The organism is Microbacterium sp. SORGH_AS_0862, assembly GCF_030818795.1.
Classification (GTDB): domain Bacteria; phylum Actinomycetota; class Actinomycetes; order Actinomycetales; family Microbacteriaceae; genus Microbacterium.
Genome location: NZ_JAUTAY010000001.1, coordinates 2643077 through 2657827 on the forward strand (window position 1 = coordinate 2643077; position 14751 = coordinate 2657827).

The window sequence follows — 14751 nt, forward strand, 5'->3', positions numbered from 1 at the left end:
GAGGCGTCGTGGTCTGGTCGTCCTACCTCGTGCGTCCCCAGTCGGGGGAGAAGCGGCTGCCGATCAAGGTCGCCGATAACCAGTGGGGCACCGTGATCAACGGGATCGGCGACGGTCAGACGACGCTGAAGCTCGGAGACCTCACGCCGTCGGTGAATGACGCGCTCGCGGAGGACGAGACGCGGCCGTGGGACCGCGCCATCGTCACCTGCTGGGATGACGTGCCGGTGTACGCGGGGCTGATCATGCGGCATCGGTGGGTGGAGAAGACGGGAACGCTGCTGCTGAAGCATCGGGAGCTGCGGGAGATCGCTTCGCGTCGATACCCGTTCATGGTGCCGACGTTCAACAAGGCCGGCACGCTGGTCATCAGCGGCAAGAGCAAGCGCGGCCTGCTCCGCCGCCTCATCGAGATCGCCTACATCTCCGAGCCGGGCGACAACTGGCACTTCCCTGTCGCGCTCGGCCCGGACGAGGCGGGCGCCGAGCCGGACTTCGTGAAGCCGAACGAGAAGATCACCAACATCGAGCAGATGTTCTCCGAGGTGCAGGACATGGACGGCGGCCCCGACTGGTACCTGCGCCAAGCGTGGGACGGGGACGGTCGGCTGTACTGGCAGTCGGAGATCGGCGCCCCGAAGCTGTCCGCTGGGATGGTGGAGTATCACGCGTTCGCGGCGACGTCACCCGTCACCGAGCTCGCGCAGGACACGGACGGCACCGGTCAGGCGACCGGCGTGTACGGCGTTGGTGAGGGGTCGGGGCAGGACATGATCGTCGGCCTTGCGGGTCAGCTCCCGTACGATCCCGACGAGCAGATCCCGGACATGGACGTGCGCCGCTCCTACAAGGGGGTGGAGAGCGAGGCTGTCGCGAACTCTCTCGCGCTCGGCGACCTGAAGTCGGTTCGTAACCCGACACGGCAGCTGTCGTTCAAGCTGCACGCGCGCGAGCTGTCGCGGGTGAAGCTCGGCTCCACGGTGCGGCTGCACCTCGACGGGTCGAAGTTCCTCCGTGGGGTACGCGACACGTACGTCATCGGCATCAGCGGCGACGGAACAGACCACGTGACGGTGGAGGTGCAATGACCCGCATCAACAACCTGAACGCGCCGAACTTCAGCGGGCTCCGCGACTCGGTCGCGACGATGGAGACGCACACGCCGCTCGGGCATTCGTCGATCCACCGCGGCGGGATCCGCGTCGCGTCCGCCGAGGGACTGCTGGTGCAGGGCTCACAGCGAGTGTCGGGCACGCTGATCGTGTCGGGTGAGGAGTACGTCGAAGGCGTGCTGAACATCTCCGGCGTGCTGGTCGTGTCCGGGTCGACGTCGATCACCGGGCCCACGCAGATCACGGGACCGTTTCAGGTCGACGGCGCCACCGTCATCAGCGGCACGACCACCATCAGCGGCGACGTGTCACTCGAGTCCGACCTGATCATCACCGCGTCCGGCGCGATCCGCCTCGGCGAGGTGGAGATCGCATCCGGCGTCGGCGGCTCAGGCGGCATGTCCGCACCGAACAAGATCACCATGCAGACCCCGCTCGTCGACGTGCAGGGCGGACTGAACGTCGAGCAGGGCGCGGTGTTCCGAGGGAACGTCACGACGCCCAACCTGCCGACGATCACCGAGAGTGCGAGCGGCCTGCCCCGCAACACGATCTACGTGCAACCCACGACGAGGCAGCACTACCGCGTGGTGCCTGGCTAGCAGAGAGTCGTCGCCGCGGCGGTGATGATGGCACCGGAGTCGAGGTAGGCGCCGTACCCGTTGTCGGGCTCGCCGTCGATGACGGACAGCGCGCTCGTGTCCTTGCCCTTGGCGATCGCCTCGCACGCCTTCTCGCCGGCCGCGAGGAGCTGCTCGTCGGTCGCGTTCGGGATCACGTTGTCGGGCCGCAGCGCGGCGCGTACGGCCGTCAGATAGGCAGCCTCGCCACTGTCGACGTCGGGCGTCTCTGCAGTGAGAGGCGCGGTCGTCGACTCGCTGACGCGGTTCGTGTCGGCGGTGTCGGTCTGAGGTGCGGAGCATCCGGCGAGGAGCAGCACGGCGGCGATGCCTGCGGCTGCGAGGAGCGGGCGCTTCATTTCTGGGCCTTCCGGTTGCGTGCGACGTAGCGCTCGAGAGCGGGTGTCACGACGTCGTCGCTGAAGTTGTCGCCCTTCTCTCGGGCCACCTGCTGTGCAGTCTCCCAGATCGCGCCGACGCGGATCGAGCGGACCGGCTTCGGTTCTTTCCCCATGCCCGCGACTGTAATACGAAACGTATTACGCCGCAACAGACTCTTTGGAGGCGTCATGCTCTGGCCCAACGGAACCAACGACCGCCCGCCGATCTCGAGCCCATTCGGCCCGCGCGACGTGACCCAGCAGGGCGCGTCGTCGAATCACATGGGCACCGACTTCATCGGCTTCGCGATGGTCCGAGCCGTGGCCGCCGGCCGGGTCGTCAGCGTCGGGTGGCGCGACGGATGGTCGGGCGGCGGCTACATGATCTGGATCCAGCACGACGGGTTCCTATCCCGATCTCTGCACCTGGTCAACCAGTCCGCGCAGGTAAGCGTGGGGGACTACGTCGCCGAGGGTCAGGCGATCGGGCTGATGGGTACCACCGCATCCCCGTACCCGGTGGGCCGCCACCTCCACCTCGAGATCGTGGTCAACGGCCGCCAGGTCGATCCGGTCCCGTTCATCACCGCACGTCTCAGCACCGGTGCCGCCTTGGCCGGCGGCGCCTCAACGGAAGGATTTCTCATGGGTCTCAACGACACGCAGCAGCGCCAGATGTACGAAGCCCTCGTGGTCGGCGGGCAGAGCGCAGGCGCGTACTACACGCCTGAAGCGATCATCAACGTGATCCGAACCGAGCTCGCCCCCGCGATCGCCGCGATCGCTCTCGGCGGGATCGCGTTCCCGGGCGCGCCTCAGTGGAACGGCGTTTCAGACGATCGTGAACGTGGTCCGCGAGGATGACGGGCGCGAGATGCCGGTGATCGATCCGAAGGACTTCGCGTCCAGCGTGGCACCCCTGCTCGCGCCCCTGTTGAACGCGAACCTCGGCACGCTCAGCGACGAGACCATCGCGGAGATCGCGAAGGCCGCAGCCGACGAGCAGGCCCGCCGGCTGGCGAGCTGATGGAGCGATACCCGGTGTCGAAGGAGAAGCGCCGCATCCTCGAGGCGATCATCCGGATCATCGACATCGTCGCGTACTTCATCATCTTCGTCGGTGGCTGCTATGCGCTGTTCTTCACGCCCGACAGCGTGCAGCGTGAGCTCGCCGGCGCGGACTGGCTGGTGCCGCTGTGGGCGGGCTTCCTGCTCGTCGGTGGCGGGCTCGGCATGGTGGGGCGGATCTCGCGGATCTGGATCCTCGAACCGCCCGCCGACGTCGCGTCGATCGCGGGTGCCGCGATCTACTTCGTCGTGCTCGGCGGCACCCTGTTCCAGTCCGTCACCGCCGGTGTCGCGACGACGCTCGTGTTCTACGCGATGATCCAGATGTTCCGCCGCTACATCGAACTGCAGATCTTCGGCACCGACCCGAACGTGCACGGGTTCACAGACCGCATCGCGGAGGCAATGCGTCGACGGACGGCGAACGTCGCTCCTCGAGAGGAGTAGGCGTGCAGGACGTCAACCTCGTGACGATCATCGTCGCGGTGCTCGGTGCCGGTGGGCTCGGAGCGTTCGCGCGGGAGATCGCCGACATCGTCTCGAAGGTCCGCCGCGGCGTCTCCACGAAGGAGACGAACCGCAAGAACGACATCATCGCCCAGCGCGACAACGCCACGAAGGCCGCGGAGGAGGAACGCCGCCGCCGCATCGCCTGGCAGGAGTACTCGGGCTCGCTGCGCTGGCAGCTCCGAGAGAACGGCCTGACGCCGTCCGAGCTGCCCGACGACCTCGAAGACACCCTCAACCCCCGCAAGCCCTGAGCCGCCCACCCGGGCGGCTTTCTCGTTCCCGAGGAGGAACTATGAAGCTCTCCCTGCTGACCAGCCGCGCATGGTGGAAGGCCGCCGCGCTCCGCGCCCTGTACACCGCCGTCGCGATCGCCGTCCCGTACCTCGGTGGCGCGCTGCTCTCCGACGTCCCGTGGCTGACGATCGCATCCGCCGGCGCGCTCGGATTCGCCGCGTCCCTGGCGACGTCGCTCGCCGGCCTGCCGGAGACAGTCGGCACCAACCTGCCGTGGTGGCTCGCCGCTGTCGAGCGCGTCGTGAAGACCTTCGCCCAGTCGCTCGCCGCCGGCTTCGTCGGCGCGACGCTGATCACCGACGTCGCCTGGTCGACGGTCCTGCAGGCCGCGCTGATCTCCGCTCTCGTGTCGCTGCTGCGTCTCATTCTCGCGACGCTGCCCGCCGATCCGACCACGAAGTCGGGGCCTGTGCAGACACTCACGGGCGATCTGCACATCCAGGGCTGAGCGGGTGTCCGTGGTCGATCGAGGGAGGTTGATGTGCCGAAGCAGGTGACCGTCTTGTCGGACGTGTGGCAGAACACGGGCGGGCCGCTGCCTGCGAGCATCCGCCCCCAGCTCATGTACCGCCCGGTGCGGGCATCGATCGACGACAGCACGCTCATCGCCGGGGTCGAGGTGTTCGCGACGATCGACATGTCGTCGGGTGCGTCGGCTGCGCAGCTCGTCGCGGCGCCCGGCCTGCGGTACCGGCCGGTGCTGCGGTGGCTGGATAACCCGCTCGAGCAGAACCCGAAGCGCTGGTCGTTCGGTGAAGCGGAGTGGGACTTCACGTTCGACCCGTGGCCGAACGGTGGGCGGCTTGAGGATCTCGTGGGCGCGGACGACGTCAACGCTCCGTGGATCATCGGCCTTACCCCGCCGCCGAAGGCTTACCGCGGCTTCTACCTCAACGCGGCCGGAGCTGGGTTCTACCCCGGCGATCCCGACGACCCTGAGTCGTCTGGCACGGGCGAATTGTTCCGCTGCACGGCGAAAGGAATGACGTTGGTCGCAACGCTGAAGGGCCCCCGTGGTCGCAAGGGTGACAAGGGGGATCCGGGAACGAACGCGGTGCCGGCGGCGGAAGCGGTCGGCGCGTACGCGCAGGACGTCGACGGGCCCGCGTACGCCGGGATCGCGGCTGGCTTCCTCGCGGACGACGCCACGGCGATGAACGGACGTCGCCTGTACGTCAACGGCGACTCCTACACGACTGTTGTGGGCGGCATCGAACCGTTCACCAGCCGCATCGCTGAAGCGCGCGACATGACCCTCGAGTCGGTGGGAGTTGGTGGCTCCTTCTACCGTGATGTCGCGATGCGGATGAACGCTGCCCCACCGATGTTGGATCCGCAGGACTTCTGCATCCTCACCGGTGGTGTGAACCCGCCGCTGAATTACGGCATGGATGGCGACACGCGGCGCGCTGAGAAAGCGGCGATGCAGGCGGCGATCCTGCTCGCGATGGCGGGATCCAGGCTGGAGACATCCGCGGGCACCGGCACAGGATCGTGGGCCGACTACGTGTCTCCGGTGATGTCGGCTGGTGCGGCGAAGATCGCCGACAACACTCCGGGCGCTGTCTGGTCGTGGCATCCGACGTGGGGCGACTACTTTGCATTCGGATTCTCTCTGCGAGCAGAAGCGGGCGCTACGGGCGCAACGGGCGTGTGGAAGGTGAACGGCGTGACCGTCATGGAGTCCCGGGACGATGCTCCCGGATCTTCGGTGCCGGAGCGGTTCGACTTCAACAACTCGGCCCGCAACTTCGTCCCGTGGCCCGTGATGCTCCCCGCCCTGTCCGGGTCGGAGGTCGTCTCCGTGACGTCCGTCTCTGGCGCGATTGTCACCGCGGACGCGGTGTGGAAGCTCGCCGACGAACTCCCCACCGTGGGTGTTCTGGTGCCCGGTCTGTACGGCGAGGGAATCGATGCGACGGTGCGGATGTACCGCGGCGACATCATCGCTGGCATCGCCGAGCTCGTGCAGAAGTATCCGCGGATGCGGGGTCGTGTGATCCCGCTCGACCCGGAGGCCTACGGGTGGGATCGCGCCGCCGATATCGGCCCGGACCACGTGCATCCGACCGACGCGGGTCACGAGCTGATGAGTGTCGCCGGTCAGCGTTCCATCGGGCGTGCGCAGATGCTCGCGCCACTCATGTCAACGTGGGGTGTCGCCGGCCCGAACTGGCCCACCGTCTGGCCTTGGGGGTGACCGTGGCGTATCCGAACCTCCCGACCCGCGCGGTCCGAGCCGGCGGCGCGGGCGTGCTCGAGATGGTGGGGGCGGGTCTGCTGATCCGTGCGACGGTGCAAGCCGACCGCGCCCTCACCCTCGTCGACGGCACCACGTTCCGGCTGCTGAACGCGGGGTCGCCGATGCTGCCGGCGCCCGCGAACGCGCCGCTCGTGTTCGACGTGAACCGCACCGACATCTCCGGCGTCTTCATCGACCCGGCCACCGGGGACCCGATCGTTATCACCGAGGGCCGCCCCTACACGCATCGGCTGACGATCGTCCTCGAGTTCCTGACCCCGGAGCGGAAGCTGCTGCCGCAGTTCACCGTCACCTACGCCGGCGTCGAGGTGCCCGACGGTGACGAGCCGCTGAACCTCGACCTGCTCACCCCGACCACGGGTGCGCTGCCGCAGGACCCGGTGCTGTGGATCCTGACTCCCGGCGAGGAGTGGCCGCCGAACGCGCCCGTCGGGGCGCTCGGCTCCACCCTCATCCCGTACGTGAACGATGCCGGACTGACCGTCATCCCGATCTTCATCAAGGAGTCCTGATGGCTGAGCCTGTCCTGTTCACCGAGCTCGTGCTCCCGAAGGGCGACAAGGGCGATCCGGGAGAGCCGGGCCCTCCGGGACCGAACACGGTCCCCACGAACGACGCGATCGCCGCGGCAGTCACCACTCCGGGACCCGCGAAGACCGCACTAGACAGTGCCATTGCTGGGGTGGTTCGGACCGCCGCTCACGATCAGTTCCTCGGGGAGGCGGATGGCCCGCTCCTGGCGGGGACGATCGCAGACTCCTCGCAGCCGTACACCGTGCGCGCGAACCCGAGCACCGCGGGTTTCAAGCGCGTCGGGGGATCGCTGACGCACACGCTCCCCGCCTCCGGCGTCGCAGCGGCCTATGCGGGCCTTGAGCTGGGCGAGGACGTGTCGTCGATCTGGGCGAACTTCCTCATCCCGTCGGGGTCTGGAACTGCCGAGTCAATTGTCCTCATCGTCTCGTCGGCGCAGTTCACCGTCGACACCGGTCTGCCTGCATCCGCGGCCCACCTCGTAGTGAATCAGACCGGCTGGTCGTATGAGACGTTGGACGTGCCATTCGCTACTCCGGTCGTTTCGGCGGGCCAGTTCGCGACGCCGCTGCCGGTGGATACGGAACTTCAGCTCGCTGTTCAGTTCCGCGGCGACCGTGCATCGATCGTTCTGCCGAATGGCGAGGTGGTCCTGACCCCGGCGAACGCGAAGATCCTGAGCCAGCGCGGCGCGCACGCGACCCTGGAGCTGTACACGTCGAGTTCCGCTACGGCGAAGGCGATCCGTGTCCTTGCGTGGGGTGCCGACGACGCGCCGGATGTGGGCGAAGTGTCGCGCTCGGGGCCTGGACTGTACGACCTCGGACGGGCGCTCGACGCGCTCCCGAAGGGGCGACCTCTCGGCACATCCTTCTTCCTCACGAACAGTTCCGACATCCCGATCGGCACCGATCGCATCGAGATCATGCGTTCCAGCACGCTCAGGATCGCTCGGTCCAAGAAGGTGCGCGTCACCGCTGACTTCTGGGTCAACGAGTTGATCCCGACGACTCAGGCGACACGGTCCCTTCTCGTCGGCGCATTCGTCGACGGCAACGAGTCGTACGGATCAATGGTTCGGCTGGTGGACGGGTACTCGCGCCCGAATGGGCTCGGCTCAGCGCACACAGAGGGGCGGATGTATCACGTCGAACTGGACATCGACGAGTCGGCGTTCAATGTGGGCAACGCCTACCCGATCATCGTGAAGGCTCAGGCGTCCGCGTCGGGCGTGTTCACCATCCGGCAGGACACATCGTCGCAACGTCGAAACGCGGTCGCCGTCTACGAGGTGCCCTAAGCCTCGCGAACATGAGCGGGAACGCCCACGGCGAGAGCACCGTCCGGGACATCCTTCGTAACCACCGCGCCGGCACCGACCTTCGCGTCGGCTCCGACGGTGACGCCGCCGATCACCGATGCGCCCGTGCCGAGGTATGCCCCGTCGAGGATCGTCGGAACGTTGCGCGGGTCAGCGCCTGACACTCCGAGTGTGACGCGGTGATAGATCGTGACGTCTCGACCGATGGTGCTGTTCGCGTTGATGATGACCCCGCGACCTGCGTGGGGGAGACGCAGCCCCGGGCCGCACTTGACAGTCCCGGGCAGCTCCGCCCCGATGGTGAGCTGCGTCCAGAGCAGATCGAGGATCTTCGCGAGCGGACGCTTCACTGCGACAAGACACCCTCGGTGTGCAGCCTGATTCAATCGGAAAACCAGGACGGTAGCCCGGTCGAGGCCGCGGGCATTCACCCGGAAGTCCTCACGCAAGGTGTCTCGCAGTTCGCACATCGTCATGCCCCCTGCGCACGATCCTATCGGGCCTTACTCAAAGGGTGACCCACCAAAGCACGAAGCTTCCACGCAGCAGCGGCCCCGCCCTGTGTAGGTGCGGGACCGCTGCCGCCGGGTGAGCCTTCGCGGGGTCTGCCCAGCGGGCAACAGCCTAGCCGCCGCGGTGGATTACCTCCGCCGAAACCCGAAGCATCCTCAGCCCCCGGCTGCCCCTTAGTGGGTGGTCGGGGGCTCTTCGTATTTTCCCGATACCAGCAGGCATGGACGTTTCGGGGGTGCGGTTCCCACCCGCCCCACGCCGCTGCACACCGAGCGCAATGTGGGGGACGCATCCGGGGAACGCATCAACCAACGCCGCCGCCCTGGTCCTCGTGTACTCGTCGCCGTAGTACCCGACCCACACGCCGACTTCATGGTCACGCAGGTCGGTGTGCACGCCCGCGACCTTGCGGATCTCGTCGACCGCCTGCGCGTGCACGGCCGGGTCGGTGGAGTACTTGCCGCGGCTGCAGAGGCTGCTGATCTGCACGCCGAGGAACGTGAGCGGGTGGAGCGCGGTCATGCCGCCTAGTGTGCGCTGAGGGTCAGACGCGGCGCACGCTGAGCAGCATCCACCCGTCGGGGACCTTCGCGCGCAGGGTGGGCATGTCGTCCGCTTCGACTTCCTGCACGGTGGTCGGGAGGTAGGTGCCGGTCGCGGCGAGGGTGGTGGTGCCGGCGGTCATCTTCACGGGCCCGGACGCGAGCACGAACCCTGGCGGTGTGGCGTCGACGAGCTGCTGGTGCACGTCCTCGAGCGTGGCTCCCGTCACGTCGTGGGTCTTCGTCTCACGGGGTCGCACCATACCGATCAGCACCCAGCCAGCCTATGTCCGACCCCGAGCGGATCATGGCTCCATGCTGCCCGTCGCCACGCTCCTCGCCTTCGAAGCGAAGTGGGGCGCGCACACGGGCGGCAAGGAGGAAGCGATCCGCCACGAGCTCGACGTCACCCCAGCGAGGTACTACCAACTCCTCGGCCGCGCGATCGACACCCGCGAAGCGCTCGTGCTCGACCCGCTACTCACACACCGGCTGCAGGACGCGCGGGCGCGGCATCGTCGGCGGCGCTCTATGCTCGCGGTGTGAAGAAGCTCGGGGGAGCGGCACTCATCGCCGCAGTCATAGTCCTATCGGGATGCTCGGCGCCCGCGCCGGCACCGACCGTGACGGTCACTCAGACCCTGCGGCAGAGCCCAGCGCCGACGGTGACCGTGACGGTGACTCCATCGCCCACCACGCCCGCGCCGCAGTCCGCTCCTGCGCCCGCCCCGGCGCCGCAGAGCTTCGACCTCACGACCGACGCCGGTCTGTGCGCGGCGGACGCCGAGATGACGAACCTCGAGCTGAACGACGCGATCGCTCCGCTGCTCGGGTTCCCCGCCGATCGGGACCAGCGGACGTACGACCAGGACGACGCGATCCGCGCCTATAAAAACGCCGCCTTCGAGCGCGAGTGCCCCGCCCGCGCTGGGTGACCGGCTGCCCACATTTTGCCCACAGGTGTACCGTCGCACACCGGATTCTGAAGTGCTCAACCGTGCTCTAATGGGGCATGTTTCCGAGGGTGCGACGTAACTCGGCGGGCGTTCCTAGAGTTCGAATCCCTCCAGGGGCACCAAACGTACTTCTTTAGAACCCTCAGAGGCCGAAAGCACCGTGTTTTCGGCCTCTTCTCTTTCCTCAACCTCAGTTGGTGCGGGGGAGGCTGGCCTGAACACGACTTCGAACAGCTCCTGTAGTTCCCCGTCTGCGGGCTCTTCTTCGCAGATCAGTATCCGCTTGAAGAAGGCTTGGTTGTAGGTGCGGCGGAGGGCGTCGGGCGCACGTCTATATGCCTCGTAGCAGTTGGAGGCTAGCTCGATGGCGCCGGTGAGATTGCGCTCGAGTTCATCGAATCCCACGCTGAGCGCTTCGAGTCGCTCGACCACTGTTGCAAGCTGCTGACTGATAGACCGCTGTTCTTCTTTGTACAGCTCAGGCGGGATGACTCCGTCGAGATGAGCGTCGAGGAGCTTTCTGCTTCGTGCGTCGAGCCGTGCTTGTTCCAGGGCGAGGTCGCGTTGCGCTCGTCGGGCCTCTAGCGATCCGCGCTCGAGTTCCGTCTTGAGGTGCTGCTCGATGGAGTGTCGGACTTCCGACTCGAGCTGGAGATGCTTGTAGAGCGCGACCACCATGTTCTCGACGCGGCTGACTGAAAGCGCTCGCTGAGTACATCCGTTCCGCTCGCCCAGCTGCGTGATCGTAACGTCACCGACGAGGTCCGCCTCGCCATCGACGCCTGGATCGAGGCGGCGAAGGTCGACCCGGCCCTGCAGCAGCGCGCCCAAGCCGCGCGCGAAGAGATTGAACGCGAAGCCAGCACCAAACGCGAGGCCATCGCTGCGATCTTCGACGCCCCAGGCACACTGACGAAGGCGAGCCGGTCGCGCGCAGCCGCAGGCTGAGGCGCCAGCACACGCGGCCGCCCAGGATTGAGCGCTTCCGCGTTCTCCTGGCCGGCCGCCGCCTCACACCCACTCTTCCCCTCGCTCGTTTGTGTTCTGCGATCTGCAGAGAACCCATCCGGTTCTCGGTCGCTCACACAAAGGAGAAGAAGACATGGTGCGAGGCGTTCTCATCCCCGCGGCAGACGGTAGGGACCTCACCGCCTATGAGGCGGTGGAACTCGAGGACTACCAACGAGCGGTCGGCGGATGGATCGAGGCGGTAGATCTTCCTGCGTTCGGCAGCACGCTGTTCGTGAACGAAGAAGGACTGCTGCGCGGGTCGCCGTTCAACCGGCGCGCAACCTTCCTCTGGTGGTTCCACGTCCCTCGGGCGCGCAACCAGGCTCGCCTCGTCGGCGACGCGCTACTCGTCGGATTGCCGGACAAGGCGGGAGAGATGACCGACCTTCCGGACGACGCTCTGCGGTCGCTGCTTTCGGATGAGCTGTGGGACCTCGAGCTTCGCGACGGGCCAACCGAGGTGTGGAGCCGCGATCCCAGCGGCGAGCAGAGCTACATCGAGGCCGTCGTGTGGAGTGTGCTCGTCAGCGAAGTCTCGGACGCCGAGACGAGGCTCGTGCGGCGCCATTAGTCACCCAGGCGGTGATCGTCGAGACTCCAGCATCAACGCTGTAGAGCTCGACGATCACCGCCGCTTACATGTCTGCCCATAGGGGGCCAGCAACGCCGCGATCATGCGGCGGATCGGCTACTCCCAGATCGCGGCGACGTCGCGCTCGGCCTGTGCGAGCCGAGATCCTGCGGACTCCGCAGCATTTGTGGCTGTGCGTAGCGCGTTGCGGAGAGCGCCCATCGTGGACGTCCACTCGCGCTGAGCGTGCTCGTATGCGGCCTGAGCCGCTCCTGTCCACTGACTGTGGACAGCGCCGACCTCAGAATCGAGGTGATCGAGGATGTCGTCGAGTGCATCGGTTGCTTGATTGAGCGAAGCGACCAGTTCGGCGTGCCGGTCCGCGCTGAATGAGATGCTCATTCGCCTGGGTCCTGGTTTGATATCTCATCAAGCGTGCCCGGGACGCAGAGTGACGATCCGTCGAGGGCGTACAAGCCAGGTTCCGTTGAGAAGGACACCGCGTTGATGTCCGATCCTCGCCCGTATACGGCGATCCTCGGTTCCTTCTGGAGCTGAACCTCCAAGCCCTTCGACGCCCAGAAGTCGGCGACTTTCTGGGCGTCACCAAGATGGTCCGCCATGGGTTCACGCGCCAGTCCCCATGACGCGCTGACACCTTTCCCGGACGAGCTGGAGCATGACCCGATCGGCGCACCCGTCTCATCCCAGCCCTCGGACGAGATGAGCGCTGCGGTGTCGCTGATCAATGTGACGAGCTTGTCGCGCGATTCCTGTGGACTCATCGATTCCCCTTGTGCGCATGCTGTGACGACAGAAACTAGGCCGACGGTGACGATGCCTGCCACCAGCCGGAGGGCATGCTTGCGCAGCATCGAAGCGATCATTGGAGATCCTCGCGAGTGCTCATCCTCGGAATGAACCTCTCCGGTCGAGACACGAGATCTCCCTGTCCTGTGGTGGCGAGGGCAACGTTCGTCAGCGATTGCGTACCACGATCAAGGTAACCCGATCCGCTCGACCCGTCGACCGAATCACCGCTCAATGTGCTGGTCCCGTGGTCTGTCACCGCCCGTCCATCATCGCCGCCGTTCACGTCGAACACTTCGGCACCGAAGCTGTAGTGCGAGGGGTCGACCGGGTGTTCCCAGCTCGCGCGTCCGACCCAAGCCCATTGGTCACCGATGCCGGGGATGAATGCGGGCGTGTTGTAGGCCTGACCCGCGTAGACCTCCTTGGCATCAAGATCGCTTGCTTCTCTGAACTCGGGCGGAAGACCGGCCGATCCGAGGCTCACGAACGTGTCGACCGGCTTCTCAAGATCGTCAAGCGCCATCGAGGAGGTTGTGGTCCCGTAGGAGTGACCGAGGACATTAAGCGTCGAGTCACCGCGTACCGCCTGGAGACCTTCGATTGTCGTGTCGAGCCGCGCCGCGCCCGCCTCAGCATATGACGTCCCCAGCACACTGAAGTTACCCCCGGGGACGACCTCCGGCACGGGCGGAGTCTTGTAGCCGATCCACGCGATGACGGAGTGCGTGCGTCCAGGATCAAGGGTGCTCTGCGCAGCCTGGAGGTCCGCTGCGGATCGAGTCCATCCGGTCATGTCGGCCGTCGTTGCACCCATACCGGGGACAGCAACCGTGATGTTGTCGGCGACATCCGGATCTCCGACGGCCACGGCGGCAAGGGGCGGAACGTCGTTCGTGAGAGAGATCAGGAGACGCTGTGCGCCGACACCGCCGGATGACGTCAGTGCGTCCTTGATGTTCTCGAGTGCCGCAAGTTGACTCTTTGCACCAGCGACCGAATCGTTGTAGTTGGCGACCCCGCCCTGGTCGTCCCACCGCGGAACGTTCAGCTCCGTTGCCAGAACCTGCATGCGCGCCTGTTCGATCTGACGGTCCAGCCAGATCTTGTTGGCCTCGTTGCGTGTGTTGTAACTGAGCCCCTCGAGATTGCCGATGACGTCGGGGGCGAAGCTGATGAGCGAATTGCGCGCACCCGACCCGAGCCCACCCCACCACGCACTGGCAGCAGCAGGGGCTGCCAGAGCGATCAATCCTGCCAGTTCTGGTCGGAGCGATAGGAGCGAGGTTACTTCGTGTGCATCAAGTCCGGAGACGAGCGCCATGGCCTCATCCGCTGTCGTTGCAGGTGCGTTCAGCGCCCTCCACACATCTGCACCCACGTCCGGGGCCTCCGCAGCACTGCGGAGCGCCGCGGCGGCAGCGTCCCCCGCCGCGGCGAGCTGCGCACGCGCCTCTTCGAGGATCGCCACCGCTCGAGCGCGATCCGACGCCCCCGCGGTCATGGCGGCTTTCACGTGCGCGGCCCGGTCAAAGCTGAGCCCGGCGCCGGGAACGGGCCTTGCGAGCGCTGCTGCTGTCGCCTGTTCACCTTCCTCCCACGCGTCGATGGCGAGCTCGGCCTGGTACTGCGCGGACCGCAGTGCGGCGGCGTAGGTCTCCATAGCCGCGCCGGCGGCGTCGAGCGCCTCGGCGACAAGGAGCCACCGCGCTCCGACGGACTGCGCCCGCGTCTCGAAAGCCGTCGAGGCCCCACCGGTCCAGCCTTCTGGGGCCGGCATCTTCCGCAGCTCCGTGCCAGTCTGCTCTGCGAGGCGCGCACGTTGCCGCCAATCTGTGGCCGCTTCGTCAACGGCCGCGGGCGAACCGGGAATGAGGCTGACCGGATCCGTCGTCTGTCCGAGCTCGGCCATCAGAACATCCCCGGATTGATCCGCGTCGCCGATGATGCCGCTTCTTCGTCGGCTTCCTCGAAGATCCGTGCCGTGCGCACCAACCCCTCAGCGATGCGCTCGGTGGCATCTACGCGCTCTTCCCAACTCGACGTCAATCGCTGAGTGAAATTTGAGACCGCTGAAGTCAGCCCGTCGTGTCCGACATTGACGCAGGAGACGAGCGTGGCACCACCTGCGCTATCGGCAACGCCAGCAATGACTGACGACGCGGCGCGCAGTGCGTCAGGATCGACCGTGTATTCCCCCATAGAACAAGGTTAGGACTGGCCCCGGAGGGGGCGACTGGCCTAGC

Annotated in this window: 23 protein-coding genes; 13 read left to right on the forward strand and 10 right to left on the reverse strand. The window is 66.6% G+C overall.

Annotated elements, in window-relative coordinates; translation table 11 throughout:
* The first annotated feature begins 8 nt into the window (after window positions 1–8).
* Entirely contained in the window at window positions 9–1088 is a 1080-nt protein-coding gene (locus tag QE377_RS12900) for a hypothetical protein (protein WP_307323817.1), read from the forward strand.
* The gene (locus QE377_RS12905; protein ID WP_307323820.1) at window positions 1085–1714 is read left to right on the forward strand and encodes a hypothetical protein; all 630 of its coding nucleotides are present in this window, start codon (window positions 1085–1087) and stop codon (window positions 1712–1714) included. The genes QE377_RS12900 and QE377_RS12905 overlap by 4 nt, the downstream gene beginning before the upstream one ends.
* Here QE377_RS12905 and QE377_RS12910 read toward each other — a convergent pair.
* On the reverse strand, window positions 1711–2091 hold the full coding sequence (locus QE377_RS12910; protein ID WP_307323822.1) for a hypothetical protein: 381 nt from the start codon (window positions 2089–2091) through the stop codon (window positions 1711–1713). The genes QE377_RS12905 and QE377_RS12910 overlap by 4 nt on opposite strands.
* Entirely contained in the window at window positions 2088–2246 is a 159-nt protein-coding gene (locus QE377_RS12915; RefSeq protein WP_307323825.1) for a hypothetical protein, read from the reverse strand. Before QE377_RS12915 ends, QE377_RS12910 begins: the two co-directional genes overlap by 4 nt.
* A gap of 55 nt (window positions 2247–2301) precedes the next feature.
* On the opposite strand from QE377_RS12915, the gene QE377_RS12920 reads away from it, so the two are divergent.
* Genes QE377_RS12920 through QE377_RS12955 form a run of 8 tightly spaced genes read left to right on the forward strand, consistent with a single transcriptional unit; the run spans window position 2302 to window position 8081 of the window.
* On the forward strand, window positions 2302–2976 hold the full coding sequence (locus tag QE377_RS12920) for a M23 family metallopeptidase (RefSeq protein WP_307323828.1): 675 nt from the start codon (window positions 2302–2304) through the stop codon (window positions 2974–2976).
* Window positions 2960–3139 (forward strand): hypothetical protein, encoded by a 180-nt coding sequence (locus tag QE377_RS12925; RefSeq protein ID WP_307323829.1) that lies wholly within the window; start codon window positions 2960–2962, stop codon window positions 3137–3139. Before QE377_RS12920 ends, QE377_RS12925 begins: the two co-directional genes overlap by 17 nt.
* The gene (locus QE377_RS12930; protein ID WP_307323831.1) at window positions 3139–3627 is read left to right on the forward strand and encodes a hypothetical protein; all 489 of its coding nucleotides are present in this window, start codon (window positions 3139–3141) and stop codon (window positions 3625–3627) included. The genes QE377_RS12925 and QE377_RS12930 overlap by 1 nt, the downstream gene beginning before the upstream one ends.
* Window positions 3628–3629: 2 nt before the next feature.
* The gene (locus QE377_RS12935) at window positions 3630–3941 is read left to right on the forward strand and encodes a hypothetical protein (protein WP_307323834.1); all 312 of its coding nucleotides are present in this window, start codon (window positions 3630–3632) and stop codon (window positions 3939–3941) included.
* Between the two features lie 41 nt (window positions 3942–3982).
* Window positions 3983–4432, forward strand: coding sequence for a holin (locus tag QE377_RS12940; protein ID WP_307323837.1), 450 nt, complete (start codon window positions 3983–3985; stop codon window positions 4430–4432).
* A gap of 33 nt (window positions 4433–4465) precedes the next feature.
* Window positions 4466–6184: a hypothetical protein gene (locus QE377_RS12945; protein ID WP_307323840.1), complete on the forward strand. Its 1719-nt coding sequence runs from the start codon at window positions 4466–4468 to the stop codon at window positions 6182–6184.
* The gene (locus QE377_RS12950) at window positions 6175–6759 is read left to right on the forward strand and encodes a hypothetical protein (RefSeq protein ID WP_307323842.1); all 585 of its coding nucleotides are present in this window, start codon (window positions 6175–6177) and stop codon (window positions 6757–6759) included. The genes QE377_RS12945 and QE377_RS12950 overlap by 10 nt, the downstream gene beginning before the upstream one ends.
* Complete coding sequence (locus QE377_RS12955) at window positions 6759–8081, forward strand: hypothetical protein (RefSeq protein WP_307323845.1); 1323 nt, start codon at window positions 6759–6761, stop codon at window positions 8079–8081. Before QE377_RS12950 ends, QE377_RS12955 begins: the two co-directional genes overlap by 1 nt.
* On the opposite strand, the gene QE377_RS12960 is transcribed toward QE377_RS12955, so the two are convergent.
* The 3 genes from QE377_RS12960 to QE377_RS12970 all read right to left on the reverse strand — a co-directional run bounded on the left by QE377_RS12960 (window position 8078) and on the right by QE377_RS12970 (window position 9432).
* Window positions 8078–8452 carry a serine O-acetyltransferase gene (locus tag QE377_RS12960; RefSeq protein WP_307321046.1) on the reverse strand — a complete coding sequence of 125 codons (375 nt, stop codon included), beginning with the start codon at window positions 8450–8452 and terminating at the stop codon, window positions 8078–8080. The genes QE377_RS12955 and QE377_RS12960 overlap by 4 nt on opposite strands.
* Window positions 8453–8726: 274 nt before the next feature.
* A complete protein-coding gene (locus tag QE377_RS12965) occupies window positions 8727–9137 on the reverse strand; it encodes a hypothetical protein (RefSeq protein WP_307323848.1) in 411 nt (136 codons plus the stop codon).
* Between the two features lie 22 nt (window positions 9138–9159).
* The gene (locus tag QE377_RS12970) at window positions 9160–9432 is read right to left on the reverse strand and encodes a hypothetical protein (protein ID WP_307323850.1); all 273 of its coding nucleotides are present in this window, start codon (window positions 9430–9432) and stop codon (window positions 9160–9162) included.
* Between the two features lie 40 nt (window positions 9433–9472).
* Here QE377_RS12970 and QE377_RS12975 point away from each other — a divergent pair, with 40 nt between their 5' ends.
* The gene (locus QE377_RS12975; protein ID WP_307323852.1) at window positions 9473–9703 is read left to right on the forward strand and encodes a DUF3263 domain-containing protein; all 231 of its coding nucleotides are present in this window, start codon (window positions 9473–9475) and stop codon (window positions 9701–9703) included.
* Between the two features lie 77 nt (window positions 9704–9780).
* Window positions 9781–10092, forward strand: a complete 312-nt coding sequence (locus QE377_RS12980; RefSeq protein WP_307323856.1) for a hypothetical protein — start codon at window positions 9781–9783, stop codon at window positions 10090–10092.
* Between the two features lie 114 nt (window positions 10093–10206).
* On the opposite strand, the gene QE377_RS12985 is transcribed toward QE377_RS12980, so the two are convergent.
* Window positions 10207–10944, reverse strand: coding sequence for a hypothetical protein (locus QE377_RS12985; protein WP_307323858.1), 738 nt, complete (start codon window positions 10942–10944; stop codon window positions 10207–10209).
* 271 nt (window positions 10945–11215) lie between these two features.
* Here QE377_RS12985 and QE377_RS12990 point away from each other — a divergent pair, with 271 nt between their 5' ends.
* Window positions 11216–11695 carry a DUF3846 domain-containing protein gene (locus tag QE377_RS12990; protein ID WP_307323860.1) on the forward strand — a complete coding sequence of 160 codons (480 nt, stop codon included), beginning with the start codon at window positions 11216–11218 and terminating at the stop codon, window positions 11693–11695.
* Window positions 11696–11812: 117 nt separating this feature from the next.
* On the opposite strand, the gene QE377_RS12995 is transcribed toward QE377_RS12990, so the two are convergent.
* The 4 genes from QE377_RS12995 to QE377_RS13010 are packed head-to-tail and all read right to left on the reverse strand — an operon-like array spanning window position 11813 to window position 14707.
* The gene (locus QE377_RS12995) at window positions 11813–12097 is read right to left on the reverse strand and encodes a WXG100 family type VII secretion target (RefSeq protein WP_307323863.1); all 285 of its coding nucleotides are present in this window, start codon (window positions 12095–12097) and stop codon (window positions 11813–11815) included.
* Window positions 12094–12582, reverse strand: a complete 489-nt coding sequence (locus QE377_RS13000) for a hypothetical protein (protein ID WP_307323866.1) — start codon at window positions 12580–12582, stop codon at window positions 12094–12096. Before QE377_RS13000 ends, QE377_RS12995 begins: the two co-directional genes overlap by 4 nt.
* Window positions 12579–14417 (reverse strand): alpha/beta hydrolase, encoded by a 1839-nt coding sequence (locus QE377_RS13005; RefSeq protein WP_373459533.1) that lies wholly within the window; start codon window positions 14415–14417, stop codon window positions 12579–12581. Before QE377_RS13005 ends, QE377_RS13000 begins: the two co-directional genes overlap by 4 nt.
* On the reverse strand, window positions 14417–14707 hold the full coding sequence (locus tag QE377_RS13010; RefSeq protein ID WP_307323872.1) for a hypothetical protein: 291 nt from the start codon (window positions 14705–14707) through the stop codon (window positions 14417–14419). Before QE377_RS13010 ends, QE377_RS13005 begins: the two co-directional genes overlap by 1 nt.
* Between the last annotated feature and the right edge of the window lie 44 nt (window positions 14708–14751).